This window comes from Neorhizobium sp. R1-B (genome assembly GCF_004368875.1).
GTDB classification, from domain to species: domain Bacteria; phylum Pseudomonadota; class Alphaproteobacteria; order Rhizobiales; family Rhizobiaceae; genus Neorhizobium; species Neorhizobium huautlense.
On record NZ_SOEM01000007.1, the window covers coordinates 98,111 to 117,136 of the forward strand.

Genomic DNA, 19,026 nt, shown 5'->3' on the forward strand with positions numbered 1-19,026 from the left:
CAGACTTCAGATCGGTCAGGCGACGTGACGGGCGAGCGCGCAACGCGACCAGAGCTGGTGCAGCGAACCCACCAGATGCTCGATATCGGCATCCGAATGCAGCGGCGTCGGGGTGATGCGCAGGCGCTCGGTCTTGCGCGGCACCGTCGGATAGTTGATCGGCTGGACATAGATGTCGCAGGTGTCGAGCAGGATATCCGAGATCCATTTGCACTTTGCAGCATCGCCGACCATGACCGGCACGATGTGGCTCGGATTGTGCATATGCGGAATACCGCGCTGGTCGAGCAGCGTGCGCAGCTTGCGGACCCGATCCTGGTGGCGAACCCGCTCGAACGGGCTTGCCTTGAGATGCCGGATGGAGGCCAGCGCCCCGGCTGCCAGCGTCGGCGGAAGGGCGGTGGTGAAGATGAAGCCGGAGGCAAAGGACCGAATGAAGTCGCAGAGCGCGGCCGATGCGGCGATGTAACCGCCCATCACGCCGAACGCCTTGCCGAGCGTGCCTTCGATGACCGTCAGGCGATCCATCAGACCTTCGCGCTCGGCGATGCCGCCGCCGCGCGGGCCGTACATGCCGACGGCATGAACCTCATCGAGATAGGTCATCGCGCCGTATTTGTCGGCGAGATCACAGATTTCCTTGATGGGAGCGATATCGCCGTCCATCGAGTAGACGGATTCGAAAGCGATCAGCTTCGGCGCATTGGGATCCGCGGCCGCCAGCTTGGCTTCCAGATCGTTGAGATCATTGTGCTTCCAGATGACGCGCTCGCACTTGGCGTGCCGAATCCCCTCGATCATCGATGCGTGGTTCAGCGCATCGGAGAAAATGATAAGCCCCGGGATCTTCTGGCCAAGCGTGCCGAGCGTCGCCCAGTTCGACATATAGCCGGAATTGAAGATCAGGCCGGCTTCCTTGCCGTGCAGGTCTGCAAGCTCCTGCTCGAGAAGAACATGATAGTGGGTCGTACCAGAGATATTCCGGGTGCCTCCCGCACCCGCGCCACAGTGATCGATCGCCTCTTTCATCGCTTCGATCACGGCTGGATGCTGGCCCATGCCGAGATAGTCGTTGGAACACCAGACCGTAACTTCTCTCGGACCATCCGGAGTATGGCGCGTCGCGCGCGGAAAATTACCGCGATGCCGTTCGAGATCGGCGAACACACGATACCGTCCTTCCGTATGAAGGGCGTCCAGTTCGCTCTTGAAAAATGCCTCGAAATCCATGTCTCACTCCAGAACCTGCCTCGGTTTTGATTTCAGCCGCGCTTTTCGTCAACCCCGCCAAGCGCGAATAAAACCGACCTGCGGCAAAAAGGCCCGTTTTTTTGAATTATTCCAAGGAGAACCTAAGCGATATCGAAAGCGTGATAATTGATCCACGTCAAGTAGCGAGGAGAAGAGCGGCTTTGTCTCTTCTCCTCGCTGATTTTCTCGCCTCGATTCGCCTCAGCCGGCTGCAGCAATTGCCCTCTTTGCCATGACTTTCACGAGGTTTGCCCGGTATTCCGAATTCGCATGCAGATCCGACAGCAGGTTGGACGGGTCGACGGAAATGTTTGCCAACGCATCGGCCGACCAGTTGGAGGCAAGAGCCTGCTCGAAGCCCGGATGACGAAATACCCCATCCGAGCCTGCGCCGGTGACCGCCACACGTACACCTGAAGCGGTCTTCGCGACAAAGACGCCGGTCATCGCAAACCGTGAAGCCGGATTGTTGAACTTGGCATAACCTGCCTTTTCCGGCGCGTCGAACGTGACGGCCGTCACCATTTCTCCTTCCTCCAATGCAGTCTCGAAGAGACCGACGAAGAAATCGTCGGCAGAGAGCGATCGGCGGTCGGTGACGATGGTGGCGCCAAGCCCCAGCAGACCGGCCGGATAGTCGGCAGCCGGATCGTTATTGGCAATCGAGCCGCCGATCGTGCCCATATGACGAACATGCGGATCGCCGATATGGCTGGCGAGATCGCAAATTGCGGGGCATAGGGCACGAAGCTCCCGCGAGGCGGCGACATCCGCATGCGGCGTCGCGGCCCCGATCTTCACCCGGCGGCCTTCGATCGAAATTCCTCGAAGCGCCGGAATGTGGCGAAGGTCGATCAGATCGCTTGGCGCGGCAAGCCGCTGCTTCATGGTCGAGATCAGCGTCATACCGCCGGAAAGGTATTTACCTTCCTCATGGGCGGACCGAAGCTGGACGGCATCTTCCACGGAAGAAGCGCGATGATAGCTGGTTGCATACATATCTCTCTTCCTCCTCAGTGAGCCGCGTGCATTGCCTGCCACACCTTCATCGAAGTGGCGGGCATCGTGAGCCTGTTGGTGCCGATCGCATCCGTGATCGCGTTGATAAGGGCCGGCGGTGAACCGATCGCACCGGCCTCGCCGCAACCCTTGATCCCGAGCGGATTGCTGGGACATGGCGTATTCTGGTGCGACAGCTTGAACGACGGCAGATCGTCGGCCCGCGGCATGGCGTAATCCATGAAGCTTGCGGTCAGAAGCTGGCCGTTCTCATCATAATGGACGCCTTCGAGCAGCGCCTGGCCGATCCCCTGCGCCAGTCCGCCATGCACCTGTCCCTCGACAATCAGCGGGTTGATGATATTGCCGAAGTCGTCGGCAGCCACGAACTGGATGATGTCCGTTTCACCCGTTTCCGGATCCACTTCCACTTCCGCAATGTAGCAGCCGGCCGGGAAGGTGAAGTTGGACGGATCGTAAAAGGCCGTTTCTTTCAGCCCCGGCTCCATGCCCGACGGCAGGTTATGGGCGGTATAGGCGGCCAGCGCCACCTGGAACCAGGGGAGTGTCTTGTCGGTGCCGGCGATCTTGAGTTCGCCGTTTTCGATGACGATGTCGCTCTCGTCCGCCTCCATCAGGTGGGCCGCGATCTTCTTCGCCTTGGCCTCGACCTTGTCGAGCGCCTTGACGATGGCCGACATGCCGACTGCACCGGAGCGAGAGCCATAGGTGCCCATGCCCATCTGTACCTTGTCCGTGTCGCCATGGACGATATTGATGCTTTCGATCGGCACTCCGAGACGGCTGGCTACAAGCTGCGCGAAGGTGGTCTCGTGGCCCTGGCCATGGCTATGCGATCCCGTCAGCACCTCGATCGTGCCGACCGCGTTGACACGCACTTCGGCCGATTCCCAGAGGCCGACGCCGGCGCCCAATGAACCCACTGCAGCCGAAGGGGCGATACCGCAAGCTTCAATGTAACAGCTCATGCCGATGCCACGTCTTTTGCCGCGCGCTTGCGCCTCCGATCGCCGGGCTGCAAACCCGTTCCAGTCGGCCGCCTGCATGGCGGCATCAAGCGATGCCTCATAGTTGCCGGCGTCGTAGTTCATGATGACTGGCGTCTGGTAGGGGAAGGACCGGATGAAATTCTTCCGCCGAAGTTCCGCCGGCGACAGCCCAAGCTCACGGGCTGCCGTCTCCATGGTCCGTTCGAGCAGGTAGGTCGCCTCGGGTCGGCCCGCGCCACGATAGGCATCGACAGGCACCGTATTGGTGTAGACGGTGCGCACGTTGGCGTGGATTGCCGGGATCGCGTATTGCCCGGAGAGCAGCGTCGCATAGAGATAGGTCGGCACGGCCGAGGAGAAGAGCGACATATAGGCGCCGAGGTTGGCGATCGTATCGACCTTCAGCGCAGTGATCCGGTGATCTGCATCGAAAGCCATTTTGACCTTGGAGATATGGTCGCGGCCATGGGCATCGGTCAGGAAGGCCTCGGTGCGGTCCGATGTCCATTTTACCGGCACGTTTGTCTTCTTGGACGCCCAGAGACAGACGATCTCTTCGGGGTAGATATAGATCTTGGAGCCAAAGCCGCCGCCGACATCCGGCGCGATGACCCGCAGCTTGTTTTCCGGAGCAACGTTATAAAAGGCGCTCATCACCAGGCGCGCCACATGTGGATTCTGGCTGGTGGTGTAGCAGGTATAGTGATCTTCGGCCGAATCGTAGATGCCGAGTGTCGCACGCGGCTCCATCGGGTTCGGCGAAAGACGGTTGTTGACGATGTCAATCTCGGTCACATGCGCGGCCGCGGCGATCGCCCTGTCTGCCGCATCGGAATCACCGATCTGCCAGTCGTAAATGAGATTGCCGGGAGCTTCGGGGTGGATTTGGGGAGCGCCTGCCTGCATGGCGGCGGCAACATCCGCCACCGCAGGGAGCACTTCATAATCGATAACGACGGCTTCGGCCGCATCCCTTGCCTCCCCGGAAGAGTCCGCCACCACGATCGCTATGGCATCGCCGACATAACGCACCGTGTCGACGGCCAGCGGACGCCACGCGCCCATCTTCATCGGCGACCCGTCCTTCGAATGGATCATCCAGCCGCAGATGAGGTTGCCTATGCCGTCGGCCTGAAGCTGCCTGCCGTCCAGCACATCGATGACGCCGGGCATGGATTTCGCGGCACTGACGTCGATGTTCACGATCTTGGCATGCGCATGCGGGCTGCGGACGAAATAGGCATATTTCATGCCGGGAACGGTCATGTCATCCGTGTAGCGGCCCTTGCCGGTCAGGAAGCGCTTGTCCTCCTTGCGGGTTACGCGTGCTCCGATTCCTTCAACACCCATTTTCATCTCCTCCAGAAATGAATGAATAGCGAATTAGCAATTTATCGCGCGAGGAAGTGTAAGCGGCGGCACCCCTGAGGGAGCCGGAAGCCGCATCACTACTCCAATCCGACGTCGTTATTCCGCAGCTTGTCGACCCGACGCCATTTCAGCATCGGCGGCCAGGATGGCCTTGACGATGTTGTGGTAGCCGGTGCACCGACAGATATTGCCGTCGAGCTCGGCCCGGACCTTCTCCTCAGTCAGGCTGCCGCCATGGCGGTTGATCATGTCGACCGCGGTCATCACCATGCCGGGCGTACAAAAGCCGCATTGCAGTCCGTGATGCTCTTTGAACGCCGCCTGGACGGGATGCAATTCGCTTTGACCGGCGAGACCCTCGATTGTCGTGATCGTGGAGCCTGAGGCCTGCACGGCCAAGATGGAACAGCTTTTGACCGAACGGCCGTCCATATGGATAACGCACGCGCCGCATTGGGTCGTGTCGCATCCCACATGCGTTCCGGTCAAACCAAGCTTTTCGCGGATGAAATGCACGAGCAGCGTGCGATCTTCGCACTCGCCGCTCATCGTGCGGCCATTCACGGTCAGCGTCACTTTCGTCATCGATTTCCTCCTCGTATCCCTCCCGGACACGCAGAACATCATTTGCTCTTTTGCCGCGAGGATCAACTGCTACTTTCCACGGGATCGGCAATTATTTGATCCTCGATTCCGGTAAGGGAACCCGGGTAAGCACCCGCGAAGCAAGGAAAAAATCGGGAACCTCGACAAGCCCCGGTATGGACTCCTGCGCGCTCCGCTTTATTGTTCCCGCCGATGGCTGCCGGGCGACTGACCGAGGCAAATGCCCAATCGTGTCGACAGCCGGGTCACAAGAAAACAAGGAGGAAGTTATGAAGAAGGCCATGGTGCTTTTGATGGTGGGTGTATCCCTCGCGAGCTGCACTGCCACCGAACAGGGGGCCGGCATCGGCGCCGCATCCGGCGCCGTAATCGGTGGGCTTGCAACCGGCAACGTACGTGGCGCCGCTGTCGGGGCAGCGATCGGCGGCGTTTCGGGTGCGCTGATCGGCTCAGTCGCCGAACAGCCGGGCCAATGCTACTACCGCGACCGTTACGGTCGGCGCTATGTTGACGATTGCCCGCGCCGCTATTGAACAAGCGTCCGTAGGAACCAAGGCTGTGGCCCCGGAGCAATTTCCGGGGCTTATTCTTTCATGAAATCATCACGAAAGGCAGACAAGGGGTACCCCGTCTCCTCTTTTGCGGTTAGATAGGTTTCTTTGTCGGGGGCTATGAGGGCCTTCCGCCGGGGAAGCGACAGTTAAATTTGCGTATGCGGAACAAAGGCACTGGGCGGATGAAAGACCCGAGGGTGAAGGCAGCAGGCACCGTCCTGCTGGCGGCGGCCCTCCTGTTCTGTCCGCCGCTTGCGGGGAGTGCATACGCATTCAAGATTTTCGGCATAACGCTCTTTGGCGACAACGAGGATACCGTCGAAGTCATCGATCCCGTCCGCTACGATGCGACCCTGCAGACCGGAGATGCGGACAAGGACCTCAAGGAGCGGCTTGAAAACGCCGCTTCGCTTGTCACCGATGAAAAACAGCCCGTTTCGGGCGATCTTGGCGTCGTGATCAAGGCGCGCGAGGACCGTAAGCGCCTCATCGCGGTGCTTTTCGAGGAGGCCCGCTACGGCGGCATCGTACAGATTTCTATCGCCGGCACCGACATCGACCGCTTGCCGCCCAATCCCGCCTTCGATCACTCCGCACCGGTTCCCGTTGCCGTGCGTGTCGATCCCGGCCCGGTGTTCAAGCTCGGCTCGGTCCGTTTCGAAGGCGATGCGGTGGGGCGGGATCCGGAAAAGTATGACCTTGTGCCGGGCGGCGAAGCCGGCTCGCGCCTCATTCTCAAGGCGGGCGAGCAACTTCTTGTCGACCTGAAAAACGAGGGGCGTCCGCTCGCCAGGCTGACAGACCGGAAGGTAACCGCCGATCACAGGACAAAAACGATCGACGTGGTGATGGGCGCCGTCGGTGGACCTGTGGCTCCTTTTGGAGAGGTCGCGGTCAAGGGATCGCGGACCGTCGATGCCGCCTTCATCAGCCGCTATTCGCGGCTGGACAAACGCGAACGCTATTCGCCCGAACAGTTGAAGAAGGCTTCCGAGCGCCTGCGCGAGCTCGGCGTCTTTTCTAGCGTGACGATCCGCGAGGCCGACGCGCTGGCTCCCGACGGATCGCTGCCGCTGACGATCGAAATTTCCGAGGGCAAACACCGTTATTTTGGCTTCGGCGCGGAATATTCCTCGATCGACGGCGCAGGCCTGGAAGGCTACTGGGGGCATCGCAACCTGTTCGGTGAGGCGGAATCGCTGCGCATCGAGGGATCGGTCTCCGGAATCGGCGCGACGACCGACGTCAGCACCTTCAATTATTCGGCCGGTATCATCTTCACCAAGCCCGGAGCTTTCGTGCCGGAAGCTACCTTCGAATCCCGTCTGGAAGCGAAGAGCGAGACACCCGACGTCTATGAGGCGCAATCGGTCACCTATTCGGCCACCATCGCCTATGAGCTCAATGAGACGGACAAGCTGACGGGCGGTGGCGAGGTGGCGTGGATCAACACCGATGACGCCTTCGGCAAAAACCAGTATGTCACCCTCAGCGTGCCGCTGAGCTTCGAACGCGATGCCCGCGACAACAAGCTCGATCCGACCGAAGGCTATCATGCCACGCTTGCGGCGAAACCGAGCTACGAAGTTCTCGACGGAACCATCTTCTCCTCGTTCGAAGGCTCGATCTCCGGCTATCTCGGCTTCGGAGAGGAGGACAGCATCGTGCTTGCAGGCCGTCTGGCCGCAGGAACGCTTGTCGGCGGCGACGGTCTTGAAACTATTCCGGCGACGCGCAGATTCTTCGCCGGAGGCGGAGGATCGGTGCGCGGCTATGCTTATCGCGAAATCTCCCCCTACAACAGCGCCGGCGAAGCCACCGGCGGGCGATCTTATGCACTTGGATCTTTCGAAGTGAGGGTAAAAGTGTCAGAGAAGGTGGGCATTGTACCGTTTATCGACGTCGGCACTGTTTCGACCGGAATCGTGCCTGATTTTTCTGATATTCGTGCTGGTGCAGGGATCGGCGTAAGATATGCCACGCCTTTCGGGTCGCTTCGGCTGGACGTTGCAACTCCACTGCAACGGTATGACGGCGGCAGCCAATACGGTATTTATGCAGGCATCGGGCAGGCATTCTGAGAGGCTTTTGGAAAGGTGAAGTTGCAGGCATGACGCTGATGGTTCGCCTGTTGAAATGGATCTTGAAGGCTGCGCTTGGCGCAGTCGCGATCCTGTTCGTCATGGCCTTGGGCGTTGTCCTGTTCGTTGCGCTGACGCCGGTGGGCGGACGCGTTGCTGCCGACCGCATTTCCTCGATCGTCTCCACCCCCGATCGCGAGATTACGTTTTCGCGGCCGGAAGGTCTGCTAACGGGTAATTTGCGGCTCGATACGATCACGCTTTCAGATGATGCCGGCCCTTATGCGCAGATCGGCGGTATAAACATCGACTGGTCGCCGGCGGCGCTGGTCACCGGTGTTTTCCGCGCCGAGCGCGTCTCCGCGGAGACGGTCAATCTGATCAGGCCGCCGAGACCGTCGAAAGCGACAGCACAACCGAGTTCCGGGTCATCCGGCTCACCGCTTCCGGTGGGGGTCCGGGTTGCTCAGATCGACTTGCCCGACATCAATCTCTCGCAAGCCCTCTCGGGCAGGGATTTTTCATTGTCTGTCAAAGGCTCGATCGACGCCACCGGGCCGGATATTTCCCTGGATCTGCAAGCGACGCGCAAGGATGAGCCGGATGCCAAGGCCTTTGCCGATGTGGTCTATGCACCGTCGGAAAACCGCCTGACGCTGAAAGCATCTGTCGCTGAACCGCAAGGCGGCTTGCTCGCTCGCCTCCTGCGGCTTCCGGGCGCTCCGGCCGTTCAACTGGCGTTGGACGGCGAAGGCCCGCTTTCCGATTGGGCCGGCAAGCTGCAGGGCAATGTCGCCGGAGTACCGGTGATCGCTGTCAACGGCACTCACAAACTGGTCGAGAACGGCAGGCATAGAGTGGAGATCACCGGCGGTGGTCAGCTTGCAACTCTCTTGCCTCCCGCATTTCGCCAGTTGTTCGGCGGAACAACAGACATCAACATTGCCGCCATCTACGCTCCATCGGGCCGCGTCGATATCGAACGGGGCGACCTGACGTCCGGAACGGTCAGGATGACGGCCAAGGGCGCCTGGGATCCGACAGGCGACAACAGCCTGACCGCAGGCCTTGTCGGTGTGAACGGTCCTGCCGATTTCGTCTGGCCGATCAACGGCGAAGAAAGCCGTTTCTCTTTCGAAAGCATAAACTTCACCTTGACGGGCGCGGCCTCTTCCGCACGCTTTAATGCAACAGCAGCGCTGAGTGCCGCCGAATTGCCGCAGGGCCGTTTCGGGCAGATCCGCCTGCAGGCCGAAAGCGAGGATCTCAACCTTCTCGACCGATCGGGCAGCATCCGTAGCCGCCTGACGGTTGCCCGCACGGACTTTACGAGCGACGATCTGGATCGGGTCGTTCGCGGCCCCCTCACGCTTGATGCCCCCCTGCGCCTCGCCCCGCCGGCGATCGGCCTTGATGCCGCGACCTTCGACAGCGCCAATGTCAACGGTACGCTTTCCGGCGCCTACGACACCTCGAAGCAGGCCGTAACCGGCAATTTCCGCATTTTCGCCAATCCGGCGGTCCTGCCGCCGTCTCTGGTATCCAAGTTCGAAGGCAAGCTGTCGGCCGAAGGTTATGTCAATGTCGTCAACGGCGGCCGCGTGAGCCTTGAAAACTTCGTGATGCGGTCGAGCGCGGTCGAGGCGAATGGCAACATTCTCCTCGAAGACCGGAAGATCTCAGGCCGGCTTGCCGGTCGCGTGCCGGATCTGCGGCGCTGGTTGCCGGAGGCGGAAGGGGCCGCCGGCTTCGACATTGCCGCCAACGGCCCACTGAGCGCGATGGCAGTGAAGGCCGTCATCAATTCTGCAGAAGCGCGGCTTGTCGGTCGCAAGCTTCAGGATATGAGTCTTGTCTTCGATGGCACCGTCGACCCCAACGCGCCGAAAGGCAAGCTGACGGCCACTGGCTCCCTCGACAGTCAGCCGATCCGGGTGAACGCCGATATCGCTTCGGCGGAAGGACGTACCAGCGCGCAGGCCATCAATGCCGAGGTGGGTCCGAACAAGCTCACCGGCGCCTTGAACTTCTCGCAAGGCTTCCTGCCGGAAGGTCAGCTTACATTTGACTTCCCGGATGTCGCGTTGCTTGCGGCACTCGCCGCCCAGCAGGCTCAAGGCGATCTTCGCGGCACCATTGTCTTCAGCAACACGGATAACCGGGCCGGCGCCGTGATCCGGGCGTCCGGCAGCGGGCTTCGTCGCGGCTCGCTCCAGATTTCCCAACCGAATATTGATCTCGCCATCCCCGACATCAAGGCAATCGCCGCAGAGGGTACTGTTCGAGCCACCCGCCTTGGCGCCGGTTCTGTCGGCGTAGACGATATCAATCTCGATGTCCGCCATGGCGACAACAGGACGAGCTTCAACCTTGCCGCCCGGTATGACAATGCGCCGCTCAACGCTGTCGGAGACGTTCAAACCGGAAAAGACATTTCGGTCGGCATCGAGAGCTTCACGGCCTCGCCGCGCAATATCCCAATCCGGCTCGAGCAGCCAACCCGCATCGCCATCGCAAATGGCAGTGCGAACCTCTCCGGGCTGACGCTCGCGACCGGCAACGGCAGCGTTACTGTCAATGGTTCTGCTGGGACAGTGCTGGATCTGACGGCCAACATAAAGGCTCTGCCTGCCAGTCTGCTGAATACGTTCGTACCGACGATCAATGCCGCAGGAGTGATTACCGGCACCATAAGCGCGACCGGGTCCACGTCGGCCCCGGCCATCCGTTATGATTTGGAATGGAGTGATGCACAGCTTCGCCAGATGCGCGATGCTGGCATCAGTCCTTTTCGTGTGGCAGCCAGTGGAAGCTTCGCTAACGGGACAGTCACGTTAGACGCCACCCGCCTGACCGGCTCCGGCGGCCTCGACCTCTCCGCAACCGGCCGCGTCCTTCTTCAAAACGGCGTTCCTGCCCTCGATATAAACGCCCGTGCCAACGCGGTGCCGGCGGAACTCGTCAACGCCTTTGCACCCGGCCTCGGCGCCCGCGGAACGATTTCCGGCACGGTTGCGACGACAGGTACGCCCGAGGCGCCGGCCGTTCGTTATGACCTTCGCTGGGCCAATGCCGGCGTGAGCCAGACCGCATCGGCCGGCATCTCTGCGCTCGACGTCACCGCCGCCGGCACGTTCGAAAAGGGCACGGTGACACTGGATACCCGACTTACCGGCGGAGGCGGCATCTCGCTCTCCGGCGGCGGCTCCGTTTCGCTGGCCGGGGAAAAACCCCTGAACCTGAAGTTCAACGGCAAGCTGCCTTTCTCCATCCTCTCCGGCCAACTTGCCGCCCAGGGTTTTGTGCTCGAAGGCACCGGCAATGTCGACTTGGCGATAGGCGGCACCGCGGCGGCGCCCAACGTCACCGGCACGGCGACCGCGTCAGGCGCGCGGTTCATCGACGTACGACGCAATCTTGCCGTTTCCGACCTTGCCGCCAATGTTTCCTTTGATGGCGCCAGAGCCAATATCTCGCGTTTGTCCGGGAAGCTGTCGGGAGGAGGAACGATATCGGCAGAGGGTTCCGTCGGCATCACACCCGATTCCGGCTTTCCGGCCGATCTGAGAATTACCCTGGCCCAGGCGACCTATGCGGACGGCGCGTTGTTTGCGGCGACCGCCGATGGCGCCCTGACCGTCACCGGCCCCCTGACATCCGGCCCCGTTCTCGGAGGCAGGATCACCTTGACCAAGGCGGCGATTACCGTGCCCGCCAGACTGCCCACATCGCTTGCCGAAGTCGACATCCGCCATCGCAACGCTCCACCGGACGTTCTTCGACAAATGGAGAAACTGCGTCCGAAGGGTCCGAAAGGCAGTTCGAATCCGATCGAGCTGAACCTCCAGATCAGCGCGCCCAACGGCATCTTTGTGCGAGGCCGCGGGATCGACGCAGAGCTTGGCGGAGATCTTAACATCACAGGCACTGCAATAGCGCCCATCGTTTCCGGCGGCTTCGAGATGCGCCGCGGCCGCATCGTCATCCTGGCCAAGCGGCTCGACTTCACCGATGGCGATATCACATTTGGCGGTGGTTTGATTCCGGTTCTCAACATGGAAGCAAGCACAACCTCCGCCCAGACGACGATCACGGTAAAGGTCACGGGCGTGGCGAACGACCCGAACATCACCTTCTCGTCCGCCCCGGCCCTCCCGCAGGACGAGGTGCTGGCGCGCCTGATCTTCGGGCAGTCGATGTCGCGGCTTTCGCCGTTGCAGATTGCTCAGCTGGCCGATGCTGTCACCCAGCTTGCCGGCGGCGGCTCCACCTCTCTCCTCGAGACGCTGCGCAGCAACCTTGGCGTTGACGACCTGGACATTAATACCGACGAGACGGGCCAGACCACCGTCTCGGTCGGCCGCTACATCAACAACCGAACCTATGTGCAGATCGAACAGGGCGGATCGGGCGGAGCCCAGGCCACGATCAACCTCGATGTCGGTCGGGGCGTGAAGCTCAAGGCCGGCGCCGGCACGGAAGGCGGCAAGGCCGGCATCTTCTACGAGCACGAATACTGACTTCACCCACCGCTTCAAGCCTGCTTCGGGAGAAAAAGCATGATCTCCAAAGATATCACTTTGATTGGTGTTCCGCTGGAAGAAGGCTCCGGCCGCGGCGGCTGCGCCATGGGTCCGGCTGCCTTCCGGCTGGCTGGCATCATAAAAGCCTTGGAAGGTCTCGGTTTTCGGGTCGAAGACAGCGGCGACTTGAGGCCGGAACCCGCGGCTGACCTTGGCGAACGACAGGACGCCAAAAACCTTCCCGTCGTCGGTGCCTTCACCCAGGTGCTGGAGGGCCGCACCTATGACAAGGCCATGGCCGGTTTCATTCCCGTGATCATGGGTGGGGATCACAGCCTGTCGATGGGAAGCGTATCGGGCATGGCACGTTATGCCGATAAAGTTGGCCGGCCGCTTTACGTCCTCTGGCTCGATGCCCACGCGGATTTCAATACGCCGGAAACCTCTCCCTCTGGCAATATTCACGGCATGCCCGTTGCTTTCTTTACCGGGCAGGCGGAATTCGCACCTATCCTGGACCGAAACCGGCCCCTGGTGGACCCGCGCAACGTTTTCCAGGTCGGCATCCGCTCCGTCGACGAAATCGAGCGAAAGCTCATCGCCCGGCATGGCGTCAATGTTTTTGACATGCGAGCGATAGACGAGCACGGCATTGCCGCCATCATGCGACAGGTTATCGATACCGTCAGTGCTGCCAATGGCCTTCTGCACGTCAGTCTCGATGTGGATTTTCTCGATCCGGACATTGCACCGGGTGTCGGTACGACGGTGCCAGGCGGCGCCACCTTCCGGGAGGCGCACCTGATCATGGAAATGCTGCATGATACGGGGCTTGTCGCATCGGTGGACCTGGTCGAACTCAACCCGTTCCTGGATGACCGCGGCAAGAGTGCGCGCATCATGGTGGAACTTACGGCAAGCCTTTTCGGCCGGCGGGTCTTGGATCGTCCGACGCGCTCCGGTTAATTCCGGCGGATGACAATCCAAGAAGAAAATTGACAATAGTCATAAATACCCAATCTATAGCTGACTATCGGCAGTAAAAAATCCGGCCCGTAAAATAAAAGATTTCCTACGTATTATCCCGTACCTGAATAGATGGAATTATTGACGATACATTAAGCATTCAAGGCTAAATTTAGCAGGAAGGCGAGGCACAAGCTTTCCTGCCCGATCACCATGGGGGTGGGCGAAGCGGTTTCTGCCGAAGAATTTTACTCTTCATCCAGAGCAGGCGGAGAAGCTATGTCCATCTTTTCGCTCCCGAGCGCGGACGCAAAAGCAGTCCTTGCGGCGTTAAGCCGATCACAAGCCATCATCGAATTTGACCTAACGGGGAAAATCCTGACGGCGAACGAGAACTTCTGCAACGCTCTCGGATACAAGCTGTCCGAGATCGTCGGCAAGCATCACAGCATGTTTTGCGATCCGGCTTATGTCGCATCACCGGCCTACCGGGAATTCTGGGCTAACCTCGGAAACGGCAAGTATGACGCAGCCGCCTACAAGCGCATCGGCAAAGGCGGCCGGGAGATCTGGATCCAGGCTTCCTACAACCCGGTCCTGTCCGGCGGAAAGCCCTATAAGGTCATCAAGATCGCCACCGACATTACTGCAGCGAAAATGAAGTCCGCCGAAGATGAAGGCAAGATCAGCGCAATTTCGCGCACGCAGGCCATGATCGAATTTACGCCGACTGGCGACATCATCACCGCGAACGAGAACTTCCTCTCCTGTCTCGGATACCAGCTCACCGAAATCACCGGCAGGCATCATGGCATGTTCTGCGAACCGGCCTTCCGTGACAGCCCCGAATACCGGGAGTTCTGGCGGAAGCTCGCCGGCGGCGAGGCTATTGCCCAGGAGTTCAAGCGCATCGGCAGGGGAGGCAAGGTGGTCTGGATTCAGGCGTCCTACAACCCGATCTTCGATGCTGACGGCCGGGTCTTCAAGGTCGTAAAGTTCGCGACTGACATTACCGAACGCGTGCGTGCCGTCGACGATTTGGCGGTCGGTCTTACCGCTCTCTCAAACGGGGATCTTACGACGCATATCGAGAAGCCCTTCATCCCGACGCTGGAACAGATCCGCATCGACTTCAACGACGCGGTGACCAAGCTCGCGGACGCCATGCGCACCGTCGGGGAGAACGCCGAAGGCATTGCCGGCGGTTCGTCCGAAATTCGCCAGGCCTCAGACAGCCTCGCCAAACGAACCGAACAGCAGGCGGCTGCGGTCGAGGAAACCGCTGCGGCACTGGAAGAAATCAGCCGTGCGGTAACCGACAGCGCCAGGCGCGCTGAAGAGGCAGGCTCCCTGGTCGGCGATGCCAAGAAGAATGCCGAGCATTCAGGTGCGGTGGTCCGCAACGCCGTCAATGCGATGGACCAGATCGAAAACTCCTCTCACGAGATTTCGAATATCATCAGCGTCATCGACGACATCGCCTTCCAGACCAACCTCCTCGCCCTTAACGCCGGCGTCGAGGCGGCGCGAGCTGGCGAAGCCGGCAAGGGTTTTGCAGTTGTCGCTCAGGAAGTCCGCGAGCTTGCCCAACGTTCCGCTACGGCGGCAAAGGAGATCAAGACGCTCATCTCCAAGTCGTCCGAACACGTGAAGCACGGGGTGACACTCGTCGGGGAAACCGGAAAGGCGCTGGAGCAAATCATATCGCAGGTCGAGGAGATCAACAGCAACGTCGTGGCGATCGTCGAGGCTTCCCGCGAGCAGTCGACCGGTCTCAAAGAGGTCAGCAACGCCGTCAATTCCATGGACCAGAATACGCAGCAGAACGCCGCCATGGTCGAAGAAACCTCGGCAGCCAGCCACAGCCTGGCCCGTGAAGCTGAAACTCTGCGCAATCTGCTCGCCCGGTTTAGATTTGGGCAATACTCTTCCCATAAGATTGTTCAAGCGCGACCCGATGCACGGCCCATCGCATCGCCGGCACGCAAACTCATGGCTACGGTCGCACGCGCCACCTCCGGCGCAGCCGCTTCCGCCCAGGCAACGGACAGTTGGGAAGAATTCTGATGGCAACCACGATTAACTCCACGAGCTACGGCGGCGAGACGCTCGAAATCATCGCCTTCAGACTCCACGATCAGGAATTTTGCGTAAAAACCACCACCATCCGCGAAATCCGCGGATGGGCGCCCTCAACGCCAATCCCGCACGCGCCGGCAGACGTTATCGGCGTCATGAACCTGCGCGGTTCCGTGATCCCGATTATCGACCTCGCCTACAAGCTCGGCATGAAGAGCACGGTCGCCAACGAGCGCAGCGCCATCGTGGTGGCTGAGGTTCACAGCATGGTCATCGGAATGCTGGTCGATCGGGTTTCCGACATCCTCACCATTCCATCCAGCCAGGTTCAGCCCGTGCCGGAGATTTCCGCTTCCTTCGACAAATCCTTCTCCGAAGGCATCATCGCCAACGAAAATGGCATGATCTGCTTCCTGAACCTCTCCAAGATGTTCAAGGGAACTGAAGCCGACGAATTGGCAGCCTAACAGTCTCACCAGCTTCTTGTCGCTGAAAAGGCCATCCGGATCACCGGATGGCCTTTTGCCATTTCAGAGGGTTTCGTTCGCAATATCAGGGCGTCAACCCAACAGGGCGAAGGTGCTCTTCAGCGTGACCCACACGCCCCAGAGAAGCGGGACTCCGACAACCGCCCAGGCAAGTACGGCCTTGCCGTCCAGACCGCCCCTGCCGATGCCGAAGGAACCACTCGGGCCGATGCTCGCTGCCACCGACTTTGCCTGCAGCGATGCGACCTCCTCGTCCGACATGAACCATTTGTCCGAAAGGGGACGCACAAGCGCATTTGCGACGAGACCCAGTGCCAGCATGCCGGCAAGGATGTACATCGTGCCGGTATAGAGTGCGGGCCCTGGCGCGACGCCCGCGGCGATTTGGGCTTCGCGGATATAATTGACGACAACCGGACCGACGATGCCGGCCGTCGCCCAGGCCGTCAGAAGACGCCCGTGTATGGCGCCGACGAACTGCGTGCCGAAAATATCCGCGAGATAGGCCGGGATGGTAGCAAACCCGCCGCCGTACATCGAGAGGATGACGCCGAAAGCCAGCACGAAAAAGGCCTTGCTGCCCATGTCGGCAAGCGTCGGAGCCAGCGCATAAAGAACGATGCCCAGAACAAAGAACGTATAATAGGTGTTCTTTCGGCCGATCTTGTCGGAGAGCGATGCCCAGAAGAACCGCCCGCCGATATTGAAGAGCGAAAGCAGTCCGGCAAAGCCCGCCGCAATCGTGGCGATCTGTGCCTTCTGGCCAGCATCGAGCTGTGAGAAAGAGAGATCCGGCAGCCCAATCAGTGAACCTGCAAAGATCTCCTGCAGCATGGGCGAGGCCATGCCGATCACGCCGATACCTGCCGATACGTTCAGGCAAAGCACCGCCCAGATCAGCCAGAACTGCGGGGTCTTGTGCGCATTGCGCAGATGCACGTGTTTGTGAGTGATCATCGTGCTCTTCGACGCGGGCGGCGTCCAGCCTTCCGGGCGCCATCCGGCTGGGGGAATGCGGTAGCCGAAAGCGCCACCCATCATAAAGCAGAAATAGATGAGCGCCATTGCGATGAAGGTCTGCCAGACGCCGATCGACGTGTCGGTCTTGAAATAATTCATCAGGAGGTTGGCAAGAGGAGCGCCGATCATCGCGCCGCCGCCAAAACCCATGATGGCCATGCCGGTGGCCATGCCGCGGCGATCGGGGAACCACTTGATGAGCGTGGAGACTGGCGAAATATAGCCGAGACCCAGACCGACACCGCCGATCACCCCGGCACCTACCCACATCAGCCAGAGTTGATGGGTTATGACGCCGAGCGCGGCCACCAGGATGCCTCCGCACCAGCAGCAGGCCGACACGAAACCGGCCTTGCGCGGTCCGACGCGCTCCAGCCAGCCGCCCCAGATCGCCGCGGAGCAACCGAGCAACACGAAAAACAGCGTGTAGATCCAGCCGAGGTCGGCGACACGCCAGTTACATGTCGTTGTTACGAGAGCGGAAAGCAGATTCAAGCTGCTACAAGATGGGTCGGCAGCTCCTGGCAAGGCTTTGGAGAGCGGCAGCCAGAAAACGCTGAAGCCATAGGCCATGCCGATGCACAGGTGAATTGCCAGTGCGGCCGGCGGCACGAGCCACCGGTTGAATCCGGGTCTGGCGACAATACGTTCCTTATCGAGGAACCCGACACTGCCTGTCAGGTCCTCGTTCGTTGTTCCTGCAAATGCCATTAACAATATCCTCCTCTTGAATATGACGACTTAAGATCATCGACCCGCCCGGCCCTGCCCGCCGGGCGAATGAGTTTATGCCGCACCCTCCGGGATGCTCGGCTCGGACAGCGACTCTCCTGCCGACGGCCCCTTCCCCTCCGGTGCCCCTTGCGCCGCATCCTGTCCGACACCTACCCCGGAGCCGACCTTCGCTTCCGGTCTGCGGATCAGCACCGAGGCTTGAATGACGAGCGGAAGCAGCCCTTCTCCGCCCTTGTCGATATGCTCGAAAAGGTGCCGCCGCATGCGTGGCTCCCAGAACTTGTTGATATGCGTCGCAACCCCTTCGGCGCGCACGCTTTCCGGTTGCGACAGGAAGAAAGTAGCGATCTGGTTGACCATCCGGACCAGTTTGTCGAGCACCAGTTGCTCGGGGCTTTGGTCATGCGACATCGGCGACAACTCCGGTGGTTATGCGATCGGTACGCGTAAAGATTTCGAAATCCTCGCCCCGCGTCAGCGCGATGAGGGTCATGCCCGCCGCTTCTGCCGTGCGGATGGCAAGCGCCGTGGGGGCTGAAATGGCGATCAATACCGCCGAACCCAGGATCGCCGTTTTCTGAACCATCTCCACCGAAATCCGGCTGGTGACCACCACGACCCCCTCCGAACCTTGGATGCTCTGACGGACGACGGCACCAGCAAGCTTGTCGAGCGCATTATGGCGACCGACATCCTCGCGCACGGCAATAAGCCCCCTGCCCGGCAGAAAAAAGCCAGCGCCATGGACGGCATGGGTTTGGGCGTGCAGCGGTTGGGCACCGTTGAGTTCCGCGACCACTTCCGCGACATTCTTGGCAGTCAGCACGAGGTCAACGGCAGAAACATCCGGCACCGGGCGTATCGCCTGCTCAATGGACTCGATGCCGCAAAGCCCGCAGCCGACCGGCCCCGCCATGTGCCGTCGACGCATGCGCAGGGCATCTTCCTTATCTTGGGCGAGCGTCACCTGGACATCAAGACCGGCACCTTCTTCGACAACGGTAATGCCCTCGATCTCCCCCATCGAAGCGATAATGCCCTCGGTCAGGCTGAAGCCAACGGCGAAGTCTTCCAGATCGGCGGGTGTGCCCATCATCACCGCATGGGTCGATCCGCCATAGGAAAAAGCGATCGGCACCTCTTCCGGCACCACCCGCGAGCCGGCGCGCGTCATGCCGTTACGGCGTACGATCTCGGCAGCGGTTGCGGTAGTTTTGAAGGAGATCATCGGAGGTCGGGGCAGGAATACCCCCCTCTGCCCTGCCGGGCATCTCCCCCACAAGGGGGGAGATCGGATGCGGCCATGCCTCGCCTACTATCAACATCAGCGAGTGCGGAAGCGT

General features: G+C 60.6%; 13 protein-coding genes. 6 read left to right on the plus strand and 7 right to left on the minus strand.

What is annotated here, in order from left to right; all coding sequences use genetic code 11:
- Positions 1 to 15: 15 nt before the first annotated feature.
- From hemA to EDE05_RS12510, 4 genes are all read right to left on the minus strand, one after another.
- Complete coding sequence (hemA, locus tag EDE05_RS12495) at positions 16 to 1,230, minus strand: 5-aminolevulinate synthase (RefSeq protein WP_105372713.1); 1,215 nt, start codon at positions 1,228 to 1,230, stop codon at positions 16 to 18.
- 222 nt (positions 1,231 to 1,452) lie between these two features.
- A complete protein-coding gene (locus EDE05_RS12500) occupies positions 1,453 to 2,250 on the minus strand; it encodes a xanthine dehydrogenase family protein subunit M (protein WP_132410881.1) in 798 nt (265 codons plus the stop codon).
- A gap of 14 nt (positions 2,251 to 2,264) precedes the next feature.
- On the minus strand, positions 2,265 to 4,610 hold the full coding sequence (locus EDE05_RS12505) for a xanthine dehydrogenase family protein molybdopterin-binding subunit (RefSeq protein ID WP_132410879.1): 2,346 nt from the start codon (positions 4,608 to 4,610) through the stop codon (positions 2,265 to 2,267).
- 117 nt (positions 4,611 to 4,727) lie between these two features.
- Positions 4,728 to 5,216, minus strand: a complete 489-nt coding sequence (locus tag EDE05_RS12510) for a (2Fe-2S)-binding protein (RefSeq protein ID WP_105372716.1) — start codon at positions 5,214 to 5,216, stop codon at positions 4,728 to 4,730.
- 290 nt (positions 5,217 to 5,506) lie between these two features.
- Here EDE05_RS12510 and EDE05_RS12515 point away from each other — a divergent pair, with 290 nt between their 5' ends.
- The 6 genes from EDE05_RS12515 to EDE05_RS12540 all read left to right on the plus strand — a co-directional run bounded on the left by EDE05_RS12515 (position 5,507) and on the right by EDE05_RS12540 (position 15,907).
- Positions 5,507 to 5,770 carry a glycine zipper domain-containing protein gene (locus tag EDE05_RS12515; RefSeq protein ID WP_105372717.1) on the plus strand — a complete coding sequence of 88 codons (264 nt, stop codon included), beginning with the start codon at positions 5,507 to 5,509 and terminating at the stop codon, positions 5,768 to 5,770.
- Positions 5,771 to 5,949: 179 nt separating this feature from the next.
- Positions 5,950 to 7,872: an autotransporter assembly complex family protein gene (locus tag EDE05_RS12520; RefSeq protein WP_132410877.1), complete on the plus strand. Its 1,923-nt coding sequence runs from the start codon at positions 5,950 to 5,952 to the stop codon at positions 7,870 to 7,872.
- 29 nt (positions 7,873 to 7,901) lie between these two features.
- Entirely contained in the window at positions 7,902 to 12,392 is a 4,491-nt protein-coding gene (locus EDE05_RS12525) for a translocation/assembly module TamB domain-containing protein (RefSeq protein WP_132410875.1), read from the plus strand.
- Between the two features lie 39 nt (positions 12,393 to 12,431).
- On the plus strand, positions 12,432 to 13,361 hold the full coding sequence (rocF, locus tag EDE05_RS12530; protein ID WP_132410873.1) for an arginase: 930 nt from the start codon (positions 12,432 to 12,434) through the stop codon (positions 13,359 to 13,361).
- Between the two features lie 285 nt (positions 13,362 to 13,646).
- The gene (locus EDE05_RS12535; RefSeq protein ID WP_132410991.1) at positions 13,647 to 15,428 is read left to right on the plus strand and encodes a PAS domain-containing methyl-accepting chemotaxis protein; all 1,782 of its coding nucleotides are present in this window, start codon (positions 13,647 to 13,649) and stop codon (positions 15,426 to 15,428) included.
- On the plus strand, positions 15,428 to 15,907 hold the full coding sequence (locus tag EDE05_RS12540) for a chemotaxis protein CheW (protein ID WP_105372721.1): 480 nt from the start codon (positions 15,428 to 15,430) through the stop codon (positions 15,905 to 15,907). The genes EDE05_RS12535 and EDE05_RS12540 overlap by 1 nt, the downstream gene beginning before the upstream one ends.
- A gap of 93 nt (positions 15,908 to 16,000) precedes the next feature.
- On the opposite strand, the gene EDE05_RS12545 is transcribed toward EDE05_RS12540, so the two are convergent.
- The 3 genes from EDE05_RS12545 to fdhD form a co-directional block, all read right to left on the minus strand.
- Positions 16,001 to 17,659 carry an OFA family MFS transporter gene (locus tag EDE05_RS12545; protein ID WP_132410871.1) on the minus strand — a complete coding sequence of 553 codons (1,659 nt, stop codon included), beginning with the start codon at positions 17,657 to 17,659 and terminating at the stop codon, positions 16,001 to 16,003.
- A gap of 75 nt (positions 17,660 to 17,734) precedes the next feature.
- The gene (locus EDE05_RS12550) at positions 17,735 to 18,094 is read right to left on the minus strand and encodes a formate dehydrogenase subunit delta (protein WP_132410869.1); all 360 of its coding nucleotides are present in this window, start codon (positions 18,092 to 18,094) and stop codon (positions 17,735 to 17,737) included.
- Positions 18,084 to 18,911 carry a formate dehydrogenase accessory sulfurtransferase FdhD gene (fdhD, locus tag EDE05_RS12555; protein ID WP_132410867.1) on the minus strand — a complete coding sequence of 276 codons (828 nt, stop codon included), beginning with the start codon at positions 18,909 to 18,911 and terminating at the stop codon, positions 18,084 to 18,086. Before fdhD ends, EDE05_RS12550 begins: the two co-directional genes overlap by 11 nt.
- Positions 18,912 to 19,026 lie beyond the last annotated feature (115 nt).

Bases quoted from the DNA above. Each gene is read 5' to 3' on its own strand.
- hemA (WP_105372713.1), bottom strand. From the start codon at position 1,230: ATGGATTTCGAGGCATTTTTCAAGAGCGAACTGGACGCCCTTCATACG.
- EDE05_RS12500 (WP_132410881.1), bottom strand. From the start codon at position 2,250: ATGTATGCAACCAGCTATCATCGCGCTTCTTCCGTGGAAGATGCCGTC.
- EDE05_RS12505 (WP_132410879.1), bottom strand. From the start codon at position 4,610: ATGGGTGTTGAAGGAATCGGAGCACGCGTAACCCGCAAGGAGGACAAG.
- EDE05_RS12510 (WP_105372716.1), bottom strand. From the start codon at position 5,216: ATGACGAAAGTGACGCTGACCGTGAATGGCCGCACGATGAGCGGCGAG.
- EDE05_RS12515 (WP_105372717.1), top strand. From the start codon at position 5,507: ATGAAGAAGGCCATGGTGCTTTTGATGGTGGGTGTATCCCTCGCGAGC.
- EDE05_RS12520 (WP_132410877.1), top strand. From the start codon at position 5,950: ATGCGGAACAAAGGCACTGGGCGGATGAAAGACCCGAGGGTGAAGGCA.
- EDE05_RS12525 (WP_132410875.1), top strand. From the start codon at position 7,902: ATGACGCTGATGGTTCGCCTGTTGAAATGGATCTTGAAGGCTGCGCTT.
- rocF (WP_132410873.1), top strand. From the start codon at position 12,432: ATGATCTCCAAAGATATCACTTTGATTGGTGTTCCGCTGGAAGAAGGC.
- EDE05_RS12540 (WP_105372721.1), top strand. From the start codon at position 15,428: ATGGCAACCACGATTAACTCCACGAGCTACGGCGGCGAGACGCTCGAA.
- EDE05_RS12545 (WP_132410871.1), bottom strand. From the start codon at position 17,659: ATGGCATTTGCAGGAACAACGAACGAGGACCTGACAGGCAGTGTCGGG.
- EDE05_RS12550 (WP_132410869.1), bottom strand. From the start codon at position 18,094: ATGTCGCATGACCAAAGCCCCGAGCAACTGGTGCTCGACAAACTGGTC.
- fdhD (WP_132410867.1), bottom strand. From the start codon at position 18,911: ATGATCTCCTTCAAAACTACCGCAACCGCTGCCGAGATCGTACGCCGT.